Origin of the sequence: Rhizobium sp. BK196 (genome assembly GCF_014193255.1) — a bacterium.
GTDB lineage: Bacteria > Pseudomonadota > Alphaproteobacteria > Rhizobiales > Rhizobiaceae > Rhizobium.
This window is the reverse complement of record NZ_JACHZB010000002.1, coordinates 690035-712544: the sequence shown is the minus strand read 5'-3', so window position 1 is coordinate 712544 and position 22510 is coordinate 690035. Positions and strand designations below refer to the sequence as shown.

General features: G+C 55.8%; 15 protein-coding genes. 5 read left to right on the top strand and 10 right to left on the bottom strand.

Annotation, left to right across the window (positions count from 1 at the left end; translation table 11 throughout):
* Positions 1-37 precede the first annotated feature (37 nt).
* The 3 genes from FHT78_RS09910 to ung form a co-directional block, all read right to left on the bottom strand.
* Positions 38-646, bottom strand: a complete 609-nt coding sequence (locus FHT78_RS09910; RefSeq protein ID WP_183742984.1) for an alpha/beta hydrolase — start codon at positions 644-646, stop codon at positions 38-40.
* Between the two features lie 14 nt (positions 647-660).
* On the bottom strand, positions 661-1593 hold the full coding sequence (locus FHT78_RS09905; RefSeq protein WP_183742982.1) for a VOC family protein: 933 nt from the start codon (positions 1591-1593) through the stop codon (positions 661-663).
* 128 nt (positions 1594-1721) lie between these two features.
* Positions 1722-2414, bottom strand: a complete 693-nt coding sequence (gene ung / locus FHT78_RS09900; RefSeq protein ID WP_183743487.1) for a uracil-DNA glycosylase — start codon at positions 2412-2414, stop codon at positions 1722-1724.
* 300 nt (positions 2415-2714) lie between these two features.
* Between ung and FHT78_RS09895 the strand changes: the two genes are divergently transcribed.
* The 3 genes from FHT78_RS09895 (at position 2715) to FHT78_RS09885 (ending at position 7028) form a co-directional block, all read left to right on the top strand.
* On the top strand, positions 2715-4139 hold the full coding sequence (locus FHT78_RS09895) for a phosphomannomutase (RefSeq protein WP_183742980.1): 1425 nt from the start codon (positions 2715-2717) through the stop codon (positions 4137-4139).
* Between the two features lie 42 nt (positions 4140-4181).
* Positions 4182-5609, top strand: a complete 1428-nt coding sequence (locus FHT78_RS09890; protein WP_183742978.1) for a mannose-1-phosphate guanylyltransferase/mannose-6-phosphate isomerase — start codon at positions 4182-4184, stop codon at positions 5607-5609.
* A 102-nt stretch (positions 5610-5711) separates the two neighbouring features.
* Positions 5712-7028, top strand: a complete 1317-nt coding sequence (locus FHT78_RS09885; protein ID WP_183742976.1) for a UDP-glucose/GDP-mannose dehydrogenase family protein — start codon at positions 5712-5714, stop codon at positions 7026-7028.
* A 201-nt stretch (positions 7029-7229) separates the two neighbouring features.
* Here the strand turns inward: FHT78_RS09885 and FHT78_RS09880 are convergent, their stop codons facing one another.
* The 3 genes from FHT78_RS09880 to FHT78_RS09870 form a co-directional block, all read right to left on the bottom strand.
* Positions 7230-8720 (bottom strand): SGNH/GDSL hydrolase family protein, encoded by a 1491-nt coding sequence (locus tag FHT78_RS09880; RefSeq protein WP_183742975.1) that lies wholly within the window; start codon positions 8718-8720, stop codon positions 7230-7232.
* 307 nt (positions 8721-9027) lie between these two features.
* Positions 9028-10227 (bottom strand): O-antigen ligase family protein, encoded by a 1200-nt coding sequence (locus tag FHT78_RS09875; RefSeq protein WP_183742974.1) that lies wholly within the window; start codon positions 10225-10227, stop codon positions 9028-9030.
* Positions 10228-10809: 582 nt separating this feature from the next.
* Entirely contained in the window at positions 10810-11664 is an 855-nt protein-coding gene (locus tag FHT78_RS09870) for a calcium-binding protein (protein ID WP_183742973.1), read from the bottom strand.
* A 1009-nt stretch (positions 11665-12673) separates the two neighbouring features.
* Here FHT78_RS09870 and FHT78_RS09865 point away from each other — a divergent pair.
* Both FHT78_RS09865 and FHT78_RS09860 read left to right on the top strand, forming a co-directional pair.
* Positions 12674-13939: a nucleotide sugar dehydrogenase gene (locus FHT78_RS09865; protein WP_183742972.1), complete on the top strand. Its 1266-nt coding sequence runs from the start codon at positions 12674-12676 to the stop codon at positions 13937-13939.
* A gap of 68 nt (positions 13940-14007) precedes the next feature.
* The gene (locus FHT78_RS09860) at positions 14008-15261 is read left to right on the top strand and encodes a glycosyltransferase family 4 protein (protein WP_183742971.1); all 1254 of its coding nucleotides are present in this window, start codon (positions 14008-14010) and stop codon (positions 15259-15261) included.
* A 178-nt stretch (positions 15262-15439) separates the two neighbouring features.
* On the opposite strand, the gene FHT78_RS09855 is transcribed toward FHT78_RS09860, so the two are convergent.
* From FHT78_RS09855 to FHT78_RS09840, 4 genes are all read right to left on the bottom strand, one after another.
* Positions 15440-16696, bottom strand: a complete 1257-nt coding sequence (locus tag FHT78_RS09855; protein ID WP_246715241.1) for an HlyD family type I secretion periplasmic adaptor subunit — start codon at positions 16694-16696, stop codon at positions 15440-15442.
* Positions 16697-16744: 48 nt separating this feature from the next.
* The gene (locus FHT78_RS09850) at positions 16745-18493 is read right to left on the bottom strand and encodes a type I secretion system permease/ATPase (RefSeq protein WP_183743483.1); all 1749 of its coding nucleotides are present in this window, start codon (positions 18491-18493) and stop codon (positions 16745-16747) included.
* A gap of 383 nt (positions 18494-18876) precedes the next feature.
* A complete protein-coding gene (locus tag FHT78_RS29625; RefSeq protein ID WP_183742970.1) occupies positions 18877-21255 on the bottom strand; it encodes a calcium-binding protein in 2379 nt (792 codons plus the stop codon).
* Positions 21256-21418: 163 nt separating this feature from the next.
* Complete coding sequence (locus FHT78_RS09840) at positions 21419-22342, bottom strand: endonuclease/exonuclease/phosphatase family protein (RefSeq protein ID WP_183742968.1); 924 nt, start codon at positions 22340-22342, stop codon at positions 21419-21421.
* Between the last annotated feature and the right edge of the window lie 168 nt (positions 22343-22510).

Sequence of the window (22510 nt, the reverse complement as noted above, 5' to 3'; positions counted from 1 at the left end):
CTGAGTTATGCGGCGAAATTCGCCGCATAATTTTTTGTCACATCCATTCCGAGAAGAACCCGCTGATTGCCTCGATCTCATTCGGGCGGATGTCATGTCCTCCCGAATGCCATTCCGTCTGCACTTGCGCCTTCTGACCCTCGAAATAGGTCGAAAGCGCTTCAGTCAAGGCGACGGGCGAGATCGGATCACGCTGGCCTGCCGTGATCAATATCCTGCGGCCGCTCAGATCGGGATTTGCGCGTGGCCGGAAAGGAATGAGCGGATGGAGCAGAGCTGCCGCGTCGAACAAGCCTTTCTCGATAAGTACATTCGCCAGAATGTTGGCGCCGTTCGAAAATCCGAGCCCGAGGATTCTGGATGCGCCCTGTGCAGACGCTAGATCTTGGACATACCCACTCATCTTTTCGGTCGCCCGCGCAAGGTCGGCCATATCATAGACCCCTTCACCGGTGCGCTTGAAAAAGCGGGCTGCCCCATATTCGAAGACATCGCCACGCGGCGACACGATCGTCGCCTCCGGCAGCAATCGCCTGCCGAAATCGAAGAACTGGTTTTCGTCGCCACCCGTTCCGTGAAGTACGAAGAGGATAGGTTTGCCGGATGCACCGGAATGCAGCCGGTGCACATAACCATTATCGGTCATTTTTCTGACTCCGTTTAGCCTTCGAGGGGCTCCAGATGCTGCTCGATGAGGGCGCGCAGATGAGCATGCTGCTGTGGCAGCTTCAATGCCTCGCCGAGATGGGCCGTATCCTCGTCACGGTCGAAACCAGGCTCATTGGTAGCGATCTCGAACAACACGCCGCCTGGCGTGCGGAAATAGATCGCCCAGAAATAATCGCGGTCGATGACCGGGGTCACCTGATAGCCGGTATCCATGAGCGCCTTGCGCACTTCAAGCTGCTTTTCGCGGTTCTCGACGGCGAAGGCGACATGGTGGACAGAGCCGGCGCCGGGAAGCGCGCGGGCGATATTGGGCATGGTTTCAAGATCGACCAGATGGGCACCATTGCCACCGGGAATGATGAAACGCTTCACGCCATCCTGCTCCTCCTGGACGTCATAGCCCATAAACCTCAAAAGTTCGGCCGTAGCGCCATCATCCCTCAGCCGCATCGCGACGGAGTGGAAGCCGCGGATAGCATGATCGTCGCTGACACCCCCATGCGTCCAGGGAGCGCGGGTATCGTCCTTGACCTCGACGAGCGCGAAGCCGTCGCCATCCGGACCGGCAAAATTCAGGCGCTTTTCGCCAAACGACTCTTCCGTCTTCAGGCCGGTGACATTGAGCTTCGCCAGCCGATCACTCCAGAAACCGAGCGACCCCTCGGGAACCGAGTATACCGTGGTGCCGACTTCGCCGGTTCCCGGACGCCCCTGCGCCATCTTCGGGAATGGGAAGTAGGTCATGATCGTGCCGGGGGAACCGGTTTCGTCACCATAATAGAGGTGATAGACGTCCGGGGCGTCGAAATTGACTGTTTTCTTGACGCGGCGCAGGCCCAGCGCATTGGTGAAGAATTGATTGTTGGTTCGGGCGTCCTCCGCCATTGATGTGACGTGGTGCAGACCCTTGATCTGATCAAGCATTTTAGACCCTTTCTGCCCGCGTCGGGCGGGCTTTCGATAGGTCTTAGATGAGCCTTTTGCGCCGTAAGTCATAGCCCGACAAGACGGCACGCATTGTCTTCATTTTGTGAACAACAACACGCAAGCGTTCACGGACTGGCAGGGAGCTGCCAGTCGATGGGGGCGCGGCCGTGCGTCTGCAGGAACGCATTCGCCTTGGAAAAATGCCGGGATCCGAAAAAACCGTTATGGGCCGAAAGCGGCGACGGATGCGGCGCCTTCAGCACCAGATGTCGCCGTGCATCAACGAAAGCCGCCTTCTTTTGAGCATAAGAGCCCCAGAGCATGAAAACGACAGCCTCGCATTCGTCATTCACCTTGCGGATGACGGCATCGGTGAATCGCTCCCAGCCCTTGCCCTGATGCGAAGCGGCTTGCGATTCCTCCACCGTCAGCACGCTGTTGAGCAGAAGCACACCCTGCTTTGCCCAATGTTCCAGGAAACCGTGGCGCGCCGGCGAAATACCGAGATCGGTCTCCATCTCCTTATAGATGTTGACGAGCGAAGGCGGAATACGCACGCCGGGGCGAACACTGAAGCAAAGCCCGTGAGCCTGGCCGACGCCGTGATAGGGATCCTGCCCGAGAATCACGACCTTCACTTTCGCAAGCGGCGTCAGATCCAGGGCACGAAAATACTCGCCGCCCTTTGGAAAAATTCGCCGTCCAAGCTGCTTCTGTTCCACGAGAAAGATCTTGAGCTGCTGCATGTATGGACTTGCGAACTCGCCGGCGAGAGCTGTCTTCCAGCTCTCTTCAAGAGTGACTGACGTGTCGTTCACGACGCAAACCTCCCGGATCGATAAGCCCCTGCAAGAAAACCGTTCTAACAAAAATATGCAAAGCCACAATACGCGGTAATCGCAATGCCATGCCTTGTCATCTCGCAGATGCGAAGAACACTCGGAGCTGTCATAAATCGGAAATTCTCCGCCGTTACCAAAAGGGCTGGCAACGATGCGCAAATGATGGCAATACTTCCCTAATGCCCATCTGCCGTTTTAACTCTGCCTTAATTTTGCTGTTTACCCAAGCAAATCAGCACAGTAGAAATTGGTGGTTCACAGCGCGGGGTGCTTCGCATGAAGTTTGGAACAAGCGGCCTTCGTGGTCTTTCGGTGGATCTCACGGGACGGGCATCGGCGCTTTATGCCATGGCTTTCGGCAAATATTTGCTGCAGAGCAACAAAGCCGCACAGGGTGACGTCATCCTAATCGGCCGCGATTTCCGGGAGTCCAGCCCGGAGATTGCCGGTAACTGCGCAGGCGCCCTCGCAAGCCTCGGCTTCAAAATTCTCGACTGCGGCACCGTCCCGACACCAGCCCTTGCGCTCTACGGCCTGGAAAGAAAGGCTGCCTGCCTGATGATCACGGGTTCGCATATCCCGGCGGACCGCAACGGCATCAAGTTCTATCGTCCGGACGGCGAGATCGACAAGGCGGACGAAGCCGCGATTACCCGGTTTGCAACCGCAATCGAAACTTCCGGCGAAGTCGTTGTCAGCGAGGCCGCCGCCGTGGAGGACCACTCGGCGCAATGCCTGCAGCTCTTCTTTGAACGCAATGCCGCCCTCCTGCCATCGGACGCGCTTGCCGGCATGAAGATCGGCATTTATCAACACAGCACGGTTGCCCGTGACCTGATGGTCGATATCCTCGCCCACTACGGCGCTGAGACTGTCGCGCTCGGTCGATCCGAGACTTTCATTCCAGTTGATACGGAGGCGGTTTCCGAGGAAACGATCGCCCTCCTGCAAGGCTGGAGCTCAACCCACAGCCTTGATGCGATTGTCTCCACAGATGGCGATGGCGATCGTCCCCTGGTTGCCGACGAAACCGGGACGCCGTTGCGCGGAGATCTTTTGGGGCTGATATCAGCGAATTTCCTTGGCGCCGGTACTGTCGTCACGCCAGTCACCTCCAATTCCGGAATTGAAGCCGCGGGATCTTTCAAAGTCGTTCGCACCCGCGTCGGCTCTCCCTTCGTCATCGCCGGAATGGAAGAGGCCGTCGCCGCCGGCAAGAATCTCGTAATGGGTTTCGAGGCGAATGGCGGGCTTTTGACGGCAACGTCCTTCGATATCAACGGCAGCAGTGTCCGGGCACTGCCTACGCGCGATTGCTTCTTGCCGATGCTGGCAACGCTTTTGCTCGCCGCAACCCGCAAGCAGCCGCTTTCGATTGTCGCGGCCTCCTATAAACTGCCCGTTGCCGCGGCCGACCGCCTTGAGAATTTCCCGGTCGAAACCAGCGCAGCGTTGATGGCATACCTGCGTGAATCCGATGCTAATCTCGCGCAATTCCTGCAGCCCATCGGCGAGGTCGGTTCGAAAAGCGATATTGATGGCTTGCGCGTGACGTTACGCGATGGCCGTATCATTCATTTTCGTCCGTCAGGCAATGCGCCGGAAATGCGCTGCTACGTGGAAGCCGGAGGAGAGGCAGCCGCCTTAGAACTCCTGAATATGGGATTGACCCGAATTAAGCACTGGGCAGAAGCCCGGTAACCATGCGACAACCTGTCCGTTCATTTCAAGGAAGAGTATCCTATGACACAGAAAATCGTCCCCGTGATCATGGCTGGCGGCAAGGGCACGCGCCTTTGGCCGCTCTCGCGCGCAACTGCGCCGAAACAGTTCATCCAGTTCGTCGGGGACAAGACGCTGTTTCAGGAAACCCTGGTTCGCGTTTCCGATCCGGCGCTTTACGAAGCCCCCGTCGTCGTGACGAATGAGGACTTTCGCTTCCTCGTTGCGGAACAGGCTCGCGAACTCGATATTCCCCTCGCCGCGGTATTGCTGGAGCCGGTTGCTCGCAACACCGCCGCGGCAGTGGCAGCGGCTGCAAGCCTGACCTCCGAGCATTTTGGCAAAGAAGCCATCATTCAAATGCTGGCCTCCGACCACGAGATCCTTGCAGACGAAGCCTATTTCGACGCCATCCACACGGCGCGCGATGCGGCGGCCAAGGGTAAGCTTGTCACCTTTGGCATCACCCCAACGGAGCCGGCCACCGGCTATGGATATATAGAGGTCGGAAAGCAGCTGCCGAGCGGCGCGCATGAGGTCAAGCGTTTCGTTGAAAAGCCTGTTCGTGAAAAGGCGGAAGAAATGCTGGCCCGCGGCGGGTTCTACTGGAACTCAGGTATCTTCATGTTCCCCGTCGCCGAACTGCTTTCTGAAATGCAAGACTACGCACCAGATGTGCTGACGGCGGCCACCAAGGCTCTTTCAAGGGCGACGCGAGATCTGGACTTCACACGCCTGGACGCAGAACAGTTCGCCACAAGCCCCGATATTTCCATCGATTACGCCATCATGGAGAAGACGTCGAAGGCTGCAGTTGTTCCGTCGGCCTTCAAGTGGTCGGACATGGGCAGCTGGGATGCCGTGTGGAAAACCGGGATCCAGGATGAAAACGGTAATATTGCTGCCGCCAATACGACTGTTGTAAACACCCGCAACTCGCTCGTCATGACCCACGGCGTTCATCTCGCTGTTCAGGGAATGGATGACGTCGCCGTCATTGCCAGCGAGGATGCTGTTTATGTAGGACCCTTGAAGGAAAGCCAGGAAGTCGGCAAGCTCGTCAAGCTCCTTGCCGGCCACAAGAAGACGTCGAAGCTGACGGAGACGCATCCCACGTCCTACCGTCCGTGGGGCGGCTATACCTCGATCTTCAACGGCGATCGTTTTCAGGTGAAGCGTATCTTCGTAACGCCTGGCAAGAAGCTATCGCTACAGAAGCACCATCACCGCTCCGAGCACTGGATCGTCGTGAAGGGAACGGCGGAAGTCACGATCGGCGACAATGTGCAGATGTTGCGCGAAAACGAGTCGGTCTATATCCCGCTCGGCGAGGTCCATCGCCTCGCAAACCCCGGCAAGATTCTGTTGGAGCTCATTGAGGTTCAGACCGGTTCCTACCTTGGCGAAGACGATATCATCCGTATCGTCGACGAGTTCGGCAGAACCTAAACCTAAGCTTTTGGGCGGTCTTGAACTTGGTTCTCCGCCCCTGTAACGGATAGTGGTCCGCCTTTATGGTCGGACCACTTTTTGTTGAATGAAGGTTACGCCATGCGCATTGTGATGATTGGTTCGGGTTATGTTGGCCTCGTTTCCGGTGCCTGCTTTGCAGATTTCGGCCACCATGTAACCTGCGTCGACAAATCTGAAGCCAAGATCAATGCTCTTGAAGCCGGCGAAGTGCCGATTTACGAGCCTGGCCTCGAAGCCATTATCCAGCAGAATCGCAGCGCTGGCCGCCTCGATTTCTCGAAGAATCTCGCCCCTTCCGTCGGTGAAGCCGACGTGGTCTTCATCGCTGTCGGCACGCCGTCCCGCCGTGGAGACGGCCACGCGGACTTGAGCTATGTCTATGCAGCGGCGCGAGAGATCGCCGCCGCTGTCAGAGGCTTCACGGTCGTCGTGACAAAATCCACCGTACCCGTCGGTACCGGAGACGAAATCGAACGGATCTTCCGAGAAGAATTTCCGCAAAAGGATATTGAGGTCGTCTCCAATCCGGAATTCCTGCGCGAAGGCGCAGCTATCACCGACTTCAAGCGTCCCGACCGTATCGTGATCGGTACTGAGGATGCGCGTGCTATCGAGGTCATGCGCGAGGTCTACCGCCCGCTTTACCTCAATGAAGCGCCGCTCTATTTCTGCGAACGCCGTACCTCTGAACTCATCAAATATGCTGCAAACGCCTTTCTGGCAATGAAGATCACCTTCATCAATGAGATCGCTGACCTCTCCGAAAAAATCGGCGCCGACGTCCAGAAGGTCGCCAAGGGTATCGGCATGGATAAGCGCATCGGTGACAAGTTCCTGCATGCGGGACCCGGTTACGGCGGTTCATGCTTCCCCAAGGATACGCTCGCTCTCGTCAAGACCGCGCAGGATTTCGATAGTCCGGTACGCCTGATCGAGACGACCGTTGCGATTAACGACAATCGCAAGCGTGCGATGGGCCGCAAGGTTATCGCTGCCTGCGATGGCGATGTGCGTGGCAAGAAGATTGCCGTCCTCGGTCTCACCTTCAAGCCGAATACCGACGACATGCGCGATGCGCCGTCGATCACCATCATCCAGGCTCTGCTGGATGGCGGTGCAACGGTTCACGCCTACGATCCTGAGGGCATGGAAGCGGCGAAAGATATGCTCGGCCCCGTCACCTACGGCAACGATCCTTACGAGATCGCCGCGGATGCCGACGCGATCGTAATCGTCACCGAATGGGATGAGTTCCGCGCACTTGACCTCAAGCGCCTGAAGACGGTTATGAAAAGTCCGATTATCGTTGATCTCAGGAACATATATCCCGTCAGCGAAGTGACCAAACATGGATTCGGCTATTTTGCCATCGGCAAAAAACCAGAGAAAAGGTGAGATCCGCTACTTCGTTTCGAAAAACTGGCTTCAAAGGGTTCCATTTTGAGCCCCCTATCCAGACGGTAACGGAAACGAGAGGCTAGCGGTTTCTCGAAGCGGACTTACGGCAACCTGCGACATCGTCACACTGCCCGGCGCAAGCGGGCCTTGCAAGACCGAGCACTATCTCATACGTGCAGCACCGCAAGACCGATAACGTCACAGATTCCAGGCAGGGCGAGGATCTGTGCTTTTGCGGATGATGAATGGAGAGAATTTCGCGACGAGCGTCTCTGTCGCATTCTTGTTCCAGTGGAGGCGAATTGGCCGCAGTGAGGTCCGGAAATAATCCGCCGGAGCTGCGACATCATCAGTTCCAAGCAATTTAAACCGCGGTATGGTTGCCCGTCCGGACAACGGCGTCGTCAATCGTGGCCCGTCTTGCGTGGTGTTGAGACGCACGACCATGCCGCCGACCGCTGAATAACGGCATGTCGCGGGACGGCTGTTCGCCTCGAGGCTGAACTCAAGCCCGAGCCAGCTATTGCTCGCTGACAACTCGTAATCCAACCCTGCCTCGACCCAATCCCCTTCAACGAGACCGAGTTTCTCAAAATCCATATCCGCCCAAGATAGCGTCAAAGTACATACACGAGAATCATTGGCATTATCGGCCGGGGTGATCGTAAATACCTGCCTCTCGACGCCGTCGGCTAAAGGCTCCTTTGACCCGATGATCGTGTCGTTCTGACCGCTGCCGCGTCTTGCCACAAGGCCATCGGCGACAGCGCCTGTCACACCCGACCGCTTGCCGGCACCTCCCGAAAAACCGCCAAGAGGCGAGAGGTTGGCCAACTTCACATCTCGGCTATAGAAGTCGCCTTCCATTACCATATCGCGCAATATCGGAAGCAGCACGGAATAGCGCAGCCACTGTCCATCGGTATTCAGGTGAACGCCGTCTTCGGTGATAGCGATACCTTGCTGAATTGCTTTGGCGAGCACGTCGCGATCGTCCACGACCCTGACACCTTCGCGGCTGCCAATCGAAACCAGATATTCGGTAAGGCCGCTGTTAAGCGCGTGCCGAGCATCTTCCGCCGCCCAAGTCCCTTTTGTCTTGCCAATTCTATCCACAGGCAACAGGCAGACAACCCAGATTCCTGCCTCCCGAAGCGGCTTCAACAAGGCTTCATAACGCTCGACAGCCTTCTCCACAGTGAGTTTATCGCTGGCAATATCATTGGTTGCAATATCCAGGAGGACGATGTCCGGCTGCCGCTCGAGGCACCACGGTAGTCGCGCCAAAGTCTGCGGCATATGCTCCCCGCCACGACCCGATATCGCCCCGGCCAGCCTTGCAGTCGGAGCGGCGGCAGTCGGAACTTTGGGATCATACCAGCAATCGAGATTGAACCGGTTGTCTATGTTGCGAAGCGGGCCGATGGTCCCGAGCCAGTTCGCCGTGACCGTATCGATACGCGGCGTCGGGCTTCCAGGATAGATTACCGTGTAACCACTATTGGCGACGAAGCTGTGACCTATCGCCATCACCTTCGCGCCTGTCTTGAGCGGCAGGGGCGGTAATGGACGCGATGAGGATGACGCCAATGCGTGAGAATTTCCAACGAGATAGGCGCCGGTTGCCGCCAATGTTCCAGTCAAAAAGCGGCGGCGAGTGATCGACGTAAGATATGATTGCAAATTCACAGCAAAACACCTTCTACCTTGGCTAATCGCCGCACGAGTGATCACCGCAAGCTCGACATTTCTGTGACCGAGGACCGGAAACCTCTGCGAGACGGGAGGCGAAAAACCCTCTCCTGTCAGGAAGGTGCAGGTTTGCGAGTCCCAAGTTTGCGAGTCCATTGTCGCGGCAAGAGTGGCACGGCGGCATTCACGGCTAGGAGATCTTCCTCGCATGCCGTTGTGCATGATCGTCCAAGGGGTGGTTTGCCAGCAACACGTGATCTCTTGGATGCGAGGAAGCGCATTGGCACGATCACGACCGACCGCGTCACCCCCCTTGCGAAACCGCTGCGGCAGGACGACTGCCTCTCTGCATTTGCGGCAAACTTCGAGTCTGGACGAGCCTTCGCGGATAAGGTTTCTCGTGCGTTGAAAGCAATGCCAAGAATATGAGAGGAAACTCCAGCGGTGACGAGAGAGCATTGTCGGAGTTGGACAAAAACAGGAAGCCTGCATAAGCCAAGATCGCGACGACGTTTGGGCGCCGGCCCCGGAAGCTGGCTTTGAGAACTGCAGCAGTAAGCAGCACGTAAAAAATGATCATGCCGGGAGTGCCAAGCTCGACCGACAGCCGAATGTAATCATTATGGGCAGCAGCAGAACCGGTGAGAATCTCGACTTCATGAGGCGTTATGAAGAACTGGTGTCCGAAGCCAATGCCTGTATAGGGAAATTCGGCAATGACGGTCCGCAGATAGTCCCACATGATAAATCGACCGTTATCGCCACTTTGAGCAAGCCGGGTCGCGAAACTCTTCCAAAAAATCGCCATTACAGCGAGCCCGCCTACCGAGCCTAAAACAATCAACGACAATTTGGTCGTAATGGCGATCCCTCGCTGGATGAGAACTGAAGCCCCTGTCACTACGACACAGACAGCCAGGGTCGCTCTGCCGCCAGCAGCAAGCAAAACCAGCAGATCGACGATAACCAGTATCGCGTAAGCTTTACGACCCGACAGGACGAGCTGCACCGCCGCAAAGACGCCGCACATTCCCAACGCCGATGTGAAAGCGGCCGCAGACAAGGAGCCCAAATACCGGTTGAGACCCGTCGCAAACTCGACCGCCGTCATCGGCTTCATGCCCGTGAAGTGATAGGCAAACCCCAGGAGTGCGCATAAGAGAGGCAGATATGCCGTCGCCTTCCAAACCGCTTGTTGGTCCCGAAAACCGGTTTTGCCTGCCAGTAGCGCAAACAAAATTATGATTTGATTGAGAGAGGCAAAAAAGATCGACCAACTGAAGCCCCTATAAGGGGTCGCGGCGGCAAGAATAAAAACGAGAAATATCTCTCCGACAAGAAGGAATATAATGCTCTTATCGGCCCCTTTCCGGAAAAGAAGCGCGAAAGCGGCCATTAAGAAGGAGGTCTTTTCAACCGCATTGCTGCCTGAGAAGTGCAGTGCTCCACCGATATTGAACACCAACAATATCAACGACGCTACATAGGTTACTCTAAATGCCATTCACCGCTTCCACTTTAATCGCGAGCCTAAATCCTAGCGAATCACAACCTATCCTAATGGATCTGAAAACCGGCTTCCGACCTGGCGCGAACACCCGCAAGCCAGTGTGCCGGAAAATGCTGTTTTCCTGCCCCGACGAATACCAACGTGATGCGTCCTGAATCCTGCAGCGAAGTCGAGACATCTGGTGGATCGTTCCTAACGGGCTTCCAGTGCTGACATCTCCCGTGATCCTCCATTGTTTGCTCTATGCCGTCAAGGAGTTCGGAACAGGGCCTTCCACGCCAGAACGCCAGCCCCATTTTAAAAAAATATATGTCAGCGTGATGGCTGGAGACGCTCCTGCCGGATATTAGGGTTGTTACGGCGCACGCCATGTCCATGCCACCGACGAAACCTGCTGCAACAGTCCCCGCTGGTAAGAGGCCACCAAGACTGACAAAAGCCGCCTCGTGACACAAGAAAAAAGGGCGTATCCTGGGGATACGCCCTCTCCACAATACTGCTTCCACAAATATCAACGAGATTCGCGGAGGAGTTTGAGCACAATCAGACAAACTGGCACGAAGTGCCAATCAGGAGTTATGCAAACAGGAAGTCGGAAGAATGAAGGTCCGCCATGTTAACGTTTTCCAGCGTTATCACATGATCGGGATCAAGGGTGATGACCGTATTTGCACCGACTTGCGCCATATGATCATGGATGAAGTTATAATTATACTGGCTGACGCCAAAGGCGCCGAACTTTAGCTTATCCTCACCCACGGTGAAGTCGGCAATGCGATCCTGGCCGTTTTCGAAAACGAAGGTATCGTGGCCTGAGCCGCCGACCAGGTAGTTGTTCCCCGATCCGCCAAATAGGAAATCGTTGCCGGCACCACCGTAGACGCCGTCATCGCCATCGCCGCCGTAAACGAAGTCATTGCCGTCATCGCCAAGCACCTTGTCGTTGCCGGCGCCACCATAGACATAGTCATTACCGGCGCCGCCGTGGACAATGTCATTGCCTTCATCGCCGTAAACACGGTCGTCGCCAGCATCTCCGTTGATACGGTCATCGCCGATTCCACCGCGGACGATGTCGTTGTCGTCGCCGCCGCTCAGGTAGTCATCGCCTGCGCCGCCATAGAGCTTGTCGGCACCGGTGCCGCCGAAAACGATGTCGTTTCCGTCGCCCGAGACAACGATGTCATTGCCGTCGCCGCTGTAAACAACGTCGTCGCCCTGCCCAGAATTGATGGCATCGTCGCCGGATCCGCCGTAGACGTGATCCCAGCCACTGCCACTGGTGATGAAATCGTCACCGTCACCGCCGAGTATCTTGTCACCACCATTGCCAGAATAAATTACGTCGGAGCCATCTCGGCCACGAATCTCATCGGCTGCTGCAGAACCCTTGAGAGTGTCGTCTGAATTGGAGCCCAGAACGTAGACCATTACAATTCTCCCTTTGAAACAAAAACAACTAGTTTATATTGAAGCGCTACTCGCTTTCGCCGATTGATTATGGGATATTTAATATATTGTAAACCCTGATGAAGAGCTAAATTCCTGTTAGGAAGAATATACTTAACGCACATTCTCCCGTTAAAGTAGCAAGCTCGGATACGGCCTTTAATGCCATCGATGCTGGCGAAATACTTTCATGATAGTGTCATATAAGAAGGTTCTCGCGATTAGGCGGGCGTTTTCCGGTGAGATCACGTATAAGCTGGACGAAATACAAATATATACTAATGTACGGATGATCTCCGCCTTCTTCCACTTCAGAAAATAGGCGTCGCGCTATCCAGCAGAATGAGAGGGTTCCGCTGCTGCAATTGCAGGCAATCGAGGGCAGGCAGAGGCAAGACGTCAAAGAAGTGGCAATTGTAAATGAGACTTCGGGCGCACTTTTCGCGAGCGATTACCGCTGATCCGGCCTCCTTCCAAGCCAAGCTCAATTCCTTCGGTCGACGGCTTGGCTTGAGCTTAACCCCGCCCGAGGGGCGCTGTTCGCACATAGCCTAAGGTTGCTTTCAAGACGTCTGTTCCCCATGCGGCCTTTTTTGGGTCTTTACCGCGTAGGCCACTTTTTTCCGACTCGCTCGGTTATCTCCACGGAGGTCTGGAGAGCCCTGTTTGCTGCGCTGCAAAATGCCTCGGCAACCGAACCCGATACGTGCGAAAATCTCCGCAGCGGTAAGGTAGGCGTGTAAAATTTAAATCAACTCAACGAAAAGGCGCATGCCATCTCATTGAAAAAAAATGAATTTTAGCATTGATGAGCATAGCGATTCCAGGTTTTCCGAAAAAAATCCCATGGCGGCTATTTCGAAAATGTCATATGCCCTATACAAACATGATTGAAATTGATCATCGGCGAAACGTTCATTTTTTTGCGGTTGCGTAATCGATGTAAATTTTCGAATATCGCCGCAAAGTCACAAACAGCAGGAGCGCGCGAATGAAAATTGCAATCTTTGGCCTTGGCTATGTCGGCCTCACAGGTGCCGGATGCCTGCTCAAAGAAGGTCATTCGATCGTCGGCGTGGAACCTCACGAAGACAAGGTAAAACTCATCCTTTCCGGCCATTCTCCAATCTACGAGCCGGGACTTGACGATCTGCTGGCGATGGGTCTGGCTGACAATCGACTGACGGTTGTCTCGCAGGTAGGCAAATTACTCTCGGAATGCGACCTCGCGATCGTCTGCGTTGGCACGCCTAGCGCAGCTGACGGTTCACACAATATGACATTCATCGCAGAGGTCTCGCGCCAGATCGCCCTTAGCGTAGATGCCTCTCGCGAAAAACCGCTGACGGTCGTTTTCCGCAGCACGATCCGGCCGGGATCCATCGACGGGCTTATCGCGCCGATCTTCAGGGCGCATCTCGGCAAGGACTTCGCCAAGGCGGTAGAAATTGTCTATAATCCGGAATTCCTGCGTGAATCCGTTGCGATCAAGGATTACTTCAATCCGCCGAAGATCGTTGTTGGCACCCACAACGGCCAGCCCTCGGAGCGCATGACCGAGCTCTACAAGAACATCGACGCGCCGATGTTCGTCACTGGTTACCGCGAAGCCGAATTTACCAAATTCGTCGACAACACCTGGCACGCCGTCAAGGTTGCGTTTGCAAACGAAATTGGGCGTGTGTGCGTTCAGCTCGATATCGACCCGCAGACCGTGCACAAGATATTCGTCTCGGATACCAAGCTGAACATCTCGCCCTACTACATGCGTCCCGGCGGTCCGTTCGGCGGCTCCTGCCTTCCGAAGGATGTCAGAGCACTGGCCCATATCTCGGAGGAGGTAGGCGCCTTCAATCACCTGGTCGATTCATTGCTGCGTTCGAACGAAGCCCATAAGCGCTTCATCTTCGACTACGTTACGCGCGATATTGCTCCGAAGGCGAATATCCTCATGCTCGGGCTGGCCTTCAAGGCGGAGAGCGACGATCTTCGCGAAAGTCCCCAGCTTAACCTTGCGCACAAGTTGATCACGGCCGGCTACAAGCTCAGCATTTATGATCCAGCCGTCAAACCGACGCAATTGCTGGGTCAAAATATGGGCTATGCCTTCTCACATCTTCCGTCCATCTCCGAGATCATGGTTTCCAAGGAAGACGCAGAGAGCATCGAATACGATCTGGTGATCGATACAAATGGCAGTTTGGCAAAGATAGACGTGAAAGCCGCAAAGACGGTTGATACAAATACTTTGCACTAAAACAAAAGAAGACATCGTCGGCCTCTTCGGAGGCCGACTCTTTAAGAGTTACCAAGAGTAGGCAATCGATGGCAATTCAAGAAACGTTCGATACAGCCCTTGATGACGCAGCAAACGTCAGCGCTTTACCCCTGAAAGGGCGGAAAGTGCTGATCATCGTGGAGAACCTGCCGGTTCCCTTCGATCGTCGCGTCTGGCAGGAAGCCCGGACTTTGACGGCCGCCGGTGCACAGGTTTGCGTCATCTGCCCGACAGGAAAGGGCTTCACGGAACGCTACGAATGCATCGAAGGTATTCACGTTTACCGGCACCCGCTGCCGCTCGACGCAAGCGGCGCGCTGGGCTACCTGCTGGAATATGGTGTTGCCCTCTTTTGGGAAACTGTCCTCGCCTGGAAGATTTTCTTCCGTCACGGCTTCGACACGGTTCATGGCTGCAACCCGCCGGATCTGATTTTCCTGGTTGCTCTGCAGTTCCGGCTTTTTGGCGTTCCCTATATTTTCGACCATCACGACATCAATCCGGAACTCTACGAAGCCAAGTATGAAAAGCGTGGCTTTTTCTGGCGGCTGATGTGCTGCTTCGAATGGATCACCTTCAAAAGCGCGCGTGTGGTCATCTCGACTAACGAAAGCTACCGGGAGATCGCTCAGGTACGCGGAGGCAAGAAAGCCGACGACATCTACGTGGTCAGGAGTGGTCCCGATCTTTCTCGTTTCGTCGCCGTCGAGCCCAATCCGTCGCTTAAGAAGGGCCGGAAATACCTGGTTGGTTATGTTGGCGTTATGGGTGCCCAGGAAGGCGTCGATATCCTTCTGGACGCGGTCGCATACATTAAGAACCAGATGGGCCGCGATGACATTCAGTTCGTTCTCGTCGGAGGCGGTCCGAGCGCCAAGGGCCTTGCGGCCGATGCGGAAAGGATGGGCCTTTCGGAATGCGTAACCTTCACGGGGCGCGTCTCCGACCACGACCTTCTCGAAGTGCTTTCAACGGCTGATGTCTGCGTCAATCCCGATCGCGTCAACCCGATGAACGATAAGTCGACGATGAACAAGATCATCGAGTATATGGCGCTCGGCAAGCCGATCGTTCAGTTCGACGTTACGGAAGGCAGGCGCAGCGCCGAAGAGGCTTCGCTTTATGCAAAGGCCAACGATGCGAAGGATTTTGCAGAGAAAATCGTCGCTCTCCTTGAGAACCCCGACGAGCGAGCGCGGATGGGTGCTATCGGCAGGCAGCGCGTCGCAAGCAGCCTTGCGTGGCCTTACCAGATCCCCAACCTGATCGCGGCCTACAAGAAGGTAAAGCGTCAGGCCTGAGCCTTCTTTTATAAACACAAAGAAGAGCCGCATGAGCAACCGTCATGCGGCTTTTTTATTGCCCGCTTGCGCGTGGCCGGAAAAGCCGCTCAGGCGGCGTGTTTCCTTCCATTTATATTCGTAATCTTAGAAGCGTTGTCCCGAGTTGGAGCCGATCAGCCTTCAAGCTCGGCGACGGCTATTCCTCGCGGAACGTGTGGTTCATTTGGTCTGTCAACGGCTTGGTCAGATAGGATATGACCGAGCGGTCAGCGACTTTGATGAAAATCTCGGCCGGCATGCCAGGATAGAGGGCCATGCCCTGCAGTTTCGCGAGGCTTTCCGGCTCCGGCTTGATACGCACAGGGTAGAATTTTGCGCCCGTGCGTTCGTCAGTAACGACATCTGGAGATACCGAAAGAACCTTGCCCTGAACTTCAGGCGTGGTCCGTTGGTCGAAAGCAGTAAATCGAACATCCACGTCCTGGTCGACATGCACCTGATCGATATTGCGCGTCGCGATCTTGCCTTCCACCGTCAGCGCGCGATTGTCAGGTGCCAGCAGCATGAGCGGTTCACCCGGATTAACGACACCACCAACCGTATGGATTGAAAGCTGATAGACTCTGCCTGTCAGCGGCGCCTTCACATCCAATCGCTGGAGTTGATCGAGAGCTGCAATCCGCCGCTCCTCCATCTCTGCGATCTTGGCTTCGACATCCGTCAGATCCTTGGAATTGTCGGCACTTTGATCAGCATCGAGCTGCAGTATCTGCAGCTTGATTTCTGCGATCTTACCTTCGGCCTGCGCACGAGCAGCAACCCGGCCACCACGATTGCCATCAAGATCGGCCTTCTCACGTTTCAGGCTATTGATCTTCTGCATCGTAACGAGCTTTCTGGCATAAAGCTCTTCGGTCGCTGCCAGCTCTTCGTCAACGAGCGCTGTCGCATCATCGATCGCCTGCAACTGTATGGTGTCGCCCTTGATCTCTTCGGCGAGTTGCGCCGTTTTCTCTTCAAGCTGCTTCTTACGCCCCACCATCGAAGACTGGCGCGTCTTGAAGAGCTGCATTTCACCGTCGATCAGCAGCTTGTTCGCTTCCAGATCGACGCCCTTTGCTTCCAGTTCGTCCAACGAAAAATTGGGAGCGGCAAGACGCTCTGCCTGTAGCCGGCTTCGACGAACATAGAGCTGGGCAAGGCTGCTGTTGATGATGCCGAGGTTGGCCTTTACCGACGTCCCGTCCAGTCGCAACAAAATATCACCGGCTTGGACGTGCTCGCCTTCGCTGACGGAGATCTCCGAAACGATACCGCCGACCAGATGTTGAATCTTCTTGACGTTATCGTCGATGATGACAGTCGCGTCACCGACGACCGCGTTCGAAAGCGTCGTCGTGGCTGCCCAGCCGCCAATGCTTCCCACAAGCACGATTGCCATTGCGACAACCATCACGGCATGGCGCCGGAGTGAGTGTTGAGATTGTAACATCGCCACGGTTTACTGCTCCTGCGTGTCGCCGACGACCTTGAGCGTCGGCGATCGTTCCGCGTGGATCGGCTTGATATCGCGGCGCAAGATTCGAGCGAGCACTTCATCCTTGGGTCCGAATGCCGCGAGCTTCCCGTCATTCATCATCAGCACGAGATCGCAGCCTTCCAGCGCGCTCGGCCGATGCGCGACGATGAAGACGATGCCGCCTCGCCGGCGTACGGCAAGAATGGCTTCAGCAAGCGCCGCCTCGCCCTCTCTGTCGAGATTGGAATTCGGCTCGTCGAGAACGACAAGGAATGGATCTTTGTAAAGAGCCCGCGCTAGCGCGATGCGCTGTCGCTGACCGGCAGAGAGCATCGAGCCGCCTGGACCGATCTGGGTTTCATAACCTTTCGGAAATCGCAGGATCATTTCATGGACGCCGGCGATTTCGGCAGCCGCAATCACCGCAGCTGGCTCAGGCGCATGTTGAAAGCGCGAGATGTTCTCGGCAACCGTCCCGGAGAAAAGCTCGATATCCTGTGGGAGATAGCCGATATGGGCACCGAGATCAGCATCATCCCACTGGTCCAGCGTGGCGCCGTCGAGGCGGACGGAGCCGCGATAGGAAGGCCAGATGCCGGTCACGGCGCGCGCAAGCGACGACTTGCCGGAGGCGCTGGGGCCGATCACCCCCACCGCGCTGCCGGCATTGACCGAGAAGCTGACGCCGGCGATGGTAATCTCCTGTTTGCCCGGCGGTCCGCTGACGAGCTGCTCGACGGTTAACTGGCGGTAGGGCGCGCGCAATTTCAGCGGGCTTTCTTTCTCCGGCAGCTCACGGAAAGCATCCTTGAGCCGGCGCCAGGCCTGTTGGGCCGCAACGAAGCCACGCCAATTGGCGATTGCCTGTTCCACCGGCGCAAGTGACCTGGATGTCAGGATCGATGAGGCGATGATGATGCCGCCGGATGCCTGATTTTCAATGACCAGAACCGCACCGGTCGCAAGGACTGCAGATTGCAGCACCGCGCGGAAAATCTTGGAGATGGTGGAATAGACATTGCCCGTATCTGAAGCCGCTCGCGAAGTCATTCGATAAGTACTGTTCTGGTGCAGCCACCTTTCTGCCAGATCCTTGCTCATTCCCATCGCGTGAACGACCTCGGCATTTCTCTGGGCAAACTGGAGAAAGCTGTTGCGCCTGTTGCCAATTTCGGTCGCCTGCTTCGAAGACGCCTGAGCGCTTCTATGTGTCAAGAACGTCAGTGCGATCAAAACAAGCGCGCCGCCGATGGCAATGATGCCGATGATCGGATGAAACATAAAGCAAATGGCGATGTAGAGCGGCATCCACGGCAGATCCAGGAAGGCCGCCGGGCCCGAACTCGAGAGGAAGCCGCGGACCTGGTCGAAATCCCGGAGCATCTGCAATCCGTCCCCTTCGACCTTGGTTTTAACGGGGGCTTTCATCACCGCCCTGAAAACACGTCCGCTCAGCACTTCGTCGAAGACGCCGGAGATACGGATGAGCATGCGGCTGCGCATCACCTCAAAGGCGCCCTGGAATATATAGAGAAGCAGTGCCAGCAGCGACAGGGCGACCAAGGAGGGGATGCTTCGGCTGGGAATAACCCGGTCGTAAACCTGCAGCATGAAGAACGAGCCCGTGAGATAAAGGATGTTGACAAGCGCACTTGCCAGCGCAACTGCCACCAGCGCGCTTTTGCAACGCGAAAAGGCTTCGGCCTCTGTATCTTTCTTCGGCTGTCGCATGAAGCCGGCTACAAGATTATTCAACCTTCGACACCCTCTAAAATAGCGCCTTCCGAGACCCGGTAGGCGATTTACTCTCACTCGACTTCAGAACGCCCCTGAAGACACACGATCCGACGTTACGGGTTACATCTCATGCCACAGAAATTACGGTGAAATAAATAGACAGTCTGGCAAAATTGCTCCGTAAGTTAACGCCGATACTCTCGTCGGCGACTATTCTGCTGGCTTCGAGTGAGCCCGAAAGAGCTAAAAAACTTACTGCGGACCTTTTGGCTAAGAAATCCTGCGAGACGGACCGGTTGTTATGGCCAAGCCATCTACAGCGACCGCCGCGGCTATCAGCCGCAGAACCCAGCGCCTGACCGAACAAGCGATTTCCGTCAATAAGTCAGAAGCACGTCATCATAGCTAAAGAACGCTTTGTTGGCTCCAATAAAGGCTATGTCCTGTGCAGCTTTTTCACCCGATCCATCTGCATCATAGGATACGATACCGCTTGCCGAATTATAGATTATCTGCGGCCCCGCGCCCGTCGCCAACGCTCCCACTTTGCCGACGACCAGAAACGCGGAGGGATCGAGGACGTGGTCACCGTTTGCATCGAGGCCTGCAAATATCGACTGTGACAGGGCTACCTTGTCGTCATCGCTGAAATCCCAGATCGAATCTTTGTTGGAGGCACCCATTTCGGAGAAATAGAAGGTATCGGCTCCGCCACCGCCATAAAGAGAGTCGTTTCCCCCGGCGCCGGCAATAGTGTTGCTTTGCGCGTTACCGGTGATCAGGTTGGAAAGAGCGTTGCCGATTCCGTCGATTTCGGCGGTTCCGCTGAGCCGCAAGTTTTCGACGAAGGATTCGTTGCGAAGGTCTACGCTGACGCTTGACCATATCGTGTCCTTGCCGCCATCTGCCAGCTCTCCCGTGACGTGATCTCGCGCGTCATTAAACACATAGCTGTCATCACCCGCAGAACCATAATAGAGATCGGCACCCTTGGCCGCGGCAAAGCTGTCAGCTTTATCCGTTCCCGTGTGTGGCGTTGGAGACGGTAACGACGCCGAAGGATCGCCAGCGTTCCATTGTGTCGTCGCTGAAAGTGCCGTCTGGAGATTGCGCGTATCGAAGCCCGGCGCACTTGCATTCTGGAGCGTGGCCAGCGTCGACCAGCCTTGGCCATCATTGGCCTGCACGACGGCAGATGTCCCACTCTGGATGACGCGGATATGGCCGTCGGCAATAAGGTCGCTTCCGCTGCCCCAGCCCAGCCGGGCGGCGAGCACCGAAACATCGATGACATCGCCATTACCACCAACCTGAAAGTCGGTGATGATGTCGCCGCCTTCGCTCAACGCGTGATAAGCGAAACGGTCATGTCCGGCACCGCCGGTCAGAACATCAGCCTTGTCGCCGCCCCATAGGTAGTCGTCACCACCGCCGCCGGATAAATTATCGGTGCCGAGGCCGCCGAGAAGTTTGTCTGCCGCCGCCGTGCCGACCAGCGTATCGTCGCCGGGCACCACCTTAGTCAGAATCAGCGTGTTAATGAATTTAACCATCGATTCCGGGATATTGTATCCTTCAAGATAGCTCTCGAAGGTGCTGTTCTGGACGATGTTCCCCTCAGGCGAATTGGATATCATGAACGCGTAATTCTTGATTTCACGCAGTATGAGGTTGTCGACAAGCGAGTTGCGACCATCTCCGTCGCCGTATTCATAGAACTGTATGCCGTAGGCGTCCCCGGCGCTTCCGCTGTTTGTGAAGGCGTTTCCTATGCCGCGAAAATCTCCGAACATTCTGGAATTGAAGGAGAGATCGTCCGTGTAAACCCCGTTTCGGCTTTCGGAATGGAAATCATACGCCGAGTTCGCCCCATCGTAGACGACCGAATTTTTGGCGAGGAAACCGATCTCCGCGCCATAGCTCGCCGCGCTTGAGGCGTTCAGAGCCGTTCCTATACCCTGGACTACAACGCCCTGGCCGACATGCTCGGCAAAAAGGCCATCGATCTCGGTGCCAAGCGATGAACCTGTATGAATGCCGCAGTAGAGATTGGTGGCCGTGATGTCAGTCAGCGTAGCATTGACGTTGTTGACGACGTTGACGCCAAAGCCGCCGTCTTTCACAGTCACATTTTCCACGACGGCATCAACAAGATTGCGTAGATGAAGAAGATCAGCAGTCGCAGCGCTGTATTCGCCGGCTGCGCCATCGATCGTGCCGTTCTTGATCGTGAACTGGCCCTCGGCATAGACCGTGGCGCGGACATTCGTCGCGTAGAGGTTCTGCTCGACCAGCGGACCCTCCAGAGTGACGGTGTTGCCATCAATGGCAATCACCTTGGCGGCCTGGCCGAGCTTGGTGGTCTGGCCTGCATCGCCCGGGTCGATATGGTCTCCTGGCAGGTTGTCGTCCGCGGTCACCTTTACCCAACTGCCGACCGCAAGGTTCTGCGGCAAGGACGCGTAGGTAACCGTTGCATTGTTCATCGAATCAGATCCGAGCGTGACAGTCTGCAGCGGTGCCTCAGCACCGAACACACCCAGAACCCTTTCGGAGCCTGTAGCTTGGTGCAGTGTGCCGCCGTTGAGATCGATGGTAACGTCGTCTGCTCCGACCGACATGTAAATCGTTTTGCTGACTGTAATGTCGGCATCCTTCGCAAGGACAACTGTGCCCCCGCCGTTTGCGACAGTTGTCAGCGCCTTACGAAGTTCGGTCTCGCCGGCTGTGGCATCGAGATAGATTGTCGTGGGCATTCGGAAACTCCTGCATCAACTGAACTGCAGGGACAGCCTGTAGGAGCAGGGTTAAGATTAGCATTCCATGTCCGTTAAAAGTCTAAACAATCGGGTTTTTTCTGAGTTATATTCACAAAACACAGCCAAACCGAGAGTTATACGCTCTTAGCGTGTGACCAGGTTATTTAATCGCTACATTAGAAAGAAGTGAAACATACCCCAATCGACCATTTGCATCGATACGGTTGACGGAGAGAACAGACAGCGGCGCCTTGAAAAAGATATGATCGTTGCTCACGCCGAGAGGTCCAAGCCAGGCCGGCCACGTCGCCGGCTCAGGGTAGACGCTGCTCAGTTTGTTGTTTCCAAGGAACCAGCGCATGTCCGCGACAATGACAGGCGCGCTGAAATCTCCGGCAAGCAACACGGGTTCCGTCGTCTCCCTCAGGACACGCGTAATATTGAAAAGTTCGAAGCTGTGAAATGTGTCGAACCATGTCTTCGAAAGTCGGGTCGCAAAAACCCGCATGCGCTGGCCGTCAATCGAAAGAGTAGCGGCGATCAATTCGCTTCCGACCGGACTCAACTGCTGGAAGCGGATATCGGAAAGCGGTCGACGCGACCACAGCATGACGGAACAGCGTGAATTGACCGGATCGTCGCAACCGGCGCGAAATGGATAGGATTGGCCCGCAAGATTCATTCGGCCGGCAAGAGAGCTGGTGCTGGTCATAACGAGGATATCGGCATTCGCCTCTTCGATCGTTTGATCGAGCGCGGCGTCCCCCGCCGCGCTGTCGACGATATTGATCGACAGCAGACGGAGTGCAGGCACCGCGTCCGGTGCTGGCGGGCGAGCAAAAGCTCCGAGCATGAGCATGGGGTGAGCGGCTAACAAGACGGAAGCCACGCCGAGCAACAGACCATACCAATGTCGAACCAGAAGGCTGGAGAGAAGAACTATCGCCAGGCATAGCGCGCCGATCTGCATCTGCATCGCACCGATAATTGTCAGAGGCCACGTATCGGCGAAATACCGCAGACAAACGGCCAACAGCACGATTGAAACCACGGTGCAGGCGACGCAAAAGACGATGTGTTTCATTCATTGATCCTGCGATGCGGAAAATGCTTCAAATACAAGGAAGTCAGGTCGAGCGAAAAGGACGGCCGGGTCTGTCGGCCGTAAGGCGCCTGCAGAAACCGCCGTTAGCATCATGCGAAATGGCGGCAAAAATCCAATGGTTTTTCTTGCACCGCACACAAAGCGGCT

Bases quoted from the DNA above. Each gene is read 5' to 3' on its own strand.
- FHT78_RS29625 (WP_183742970.1), bottom strand. From the start codon at position 21,255: ATGCCCACGACAATCTATCTCGATGCCACAGCCGGCGAGACCGAACTT.
- FHT78_RS09850 (WP_183743483.1), bottom strand. From the start codon at position 18,493: ATGCGACAGCCGAAGAAAGATACAGAGGCCGAAGCCTTTTCGCGTTGC.
- FHT78_RS09910 (WP_183742984.1), bottom strand. From the start codon at position 646: ATGACCGATAATGGTTATGTGCACCGGCTGCATTCCGGTGCATCCGGC.
- FHT78_RS09840 (WP_183742968.1), bottom strand. From the start codon at position 22,342: ATGAAACACATCGTCTTTTGCGTCGCCTGCACCGTGGTTTCAATCGTG.
- FHT78_RS09885 (WP_183742976.1), top strand. From the start codon at position 5,712: ATGCGCATTGTGATGATTGGTTCGGGTTATGTTGGCCTCGTTTCCGGT.
- FHT78_RS09855 (WP_246715241.1), bottom strand. From the start codon at position 16,696: ATGGTTGTCGCAATGGCAATCGTGCTTGTGGGAAGCATTGGCGGCTGG.
- FHT78_RS09890 (WP_183742978.1), top strand. From the start codon at position 4,182: ATGACACAGAAAATCGTCCCCGTGATCATGGCTGGCGGCAAGGGCACG.
- FHT78_RS09895 (WP_183742980.1), top strand. From the start codon at position 2,715: ATGAAGTTTGGAACAAGCGGCCTTCGTGGTCTTTCGGTGGATCTCACG.
- FHT78_RS09905 (WP_183742982.1), bottom strand. From the start codon at position 1,593: ATGCTTGATCAGATCAAGGGTCTGCACCACGTCACATCAATGGCGGAG.
- FHT78_RS09875 (WP_183742974.1), bottom strand. From the start codon at position 10,227: ATGGCATTTAGAGTAACCTATGTAGCGTCGTTGATATTGTTGGTGTTC.
- FHT78_RS09860 (WP_183742971.1), top strand. From the start codon at position 14,008: ATGGCAATTCAAGAAACGTTCGATACAGCCCTTGATGACGCAGCAAAC.
- FHT78_RS09870 (WP_183742973.1), bottom strand. From the start codon at position 11,664: ATGGTCTACGTTCTGGGCTCCAATTCAGACGACACTCTCAAGGGTTCT.
- FHT78_RS09865 (WP_183742972.1), top strand. From the start codon at position 12,674: ATGAAAATTGCAATCTTTGGCCTTGGCTATGTCGGCCTCACAGGTGCC.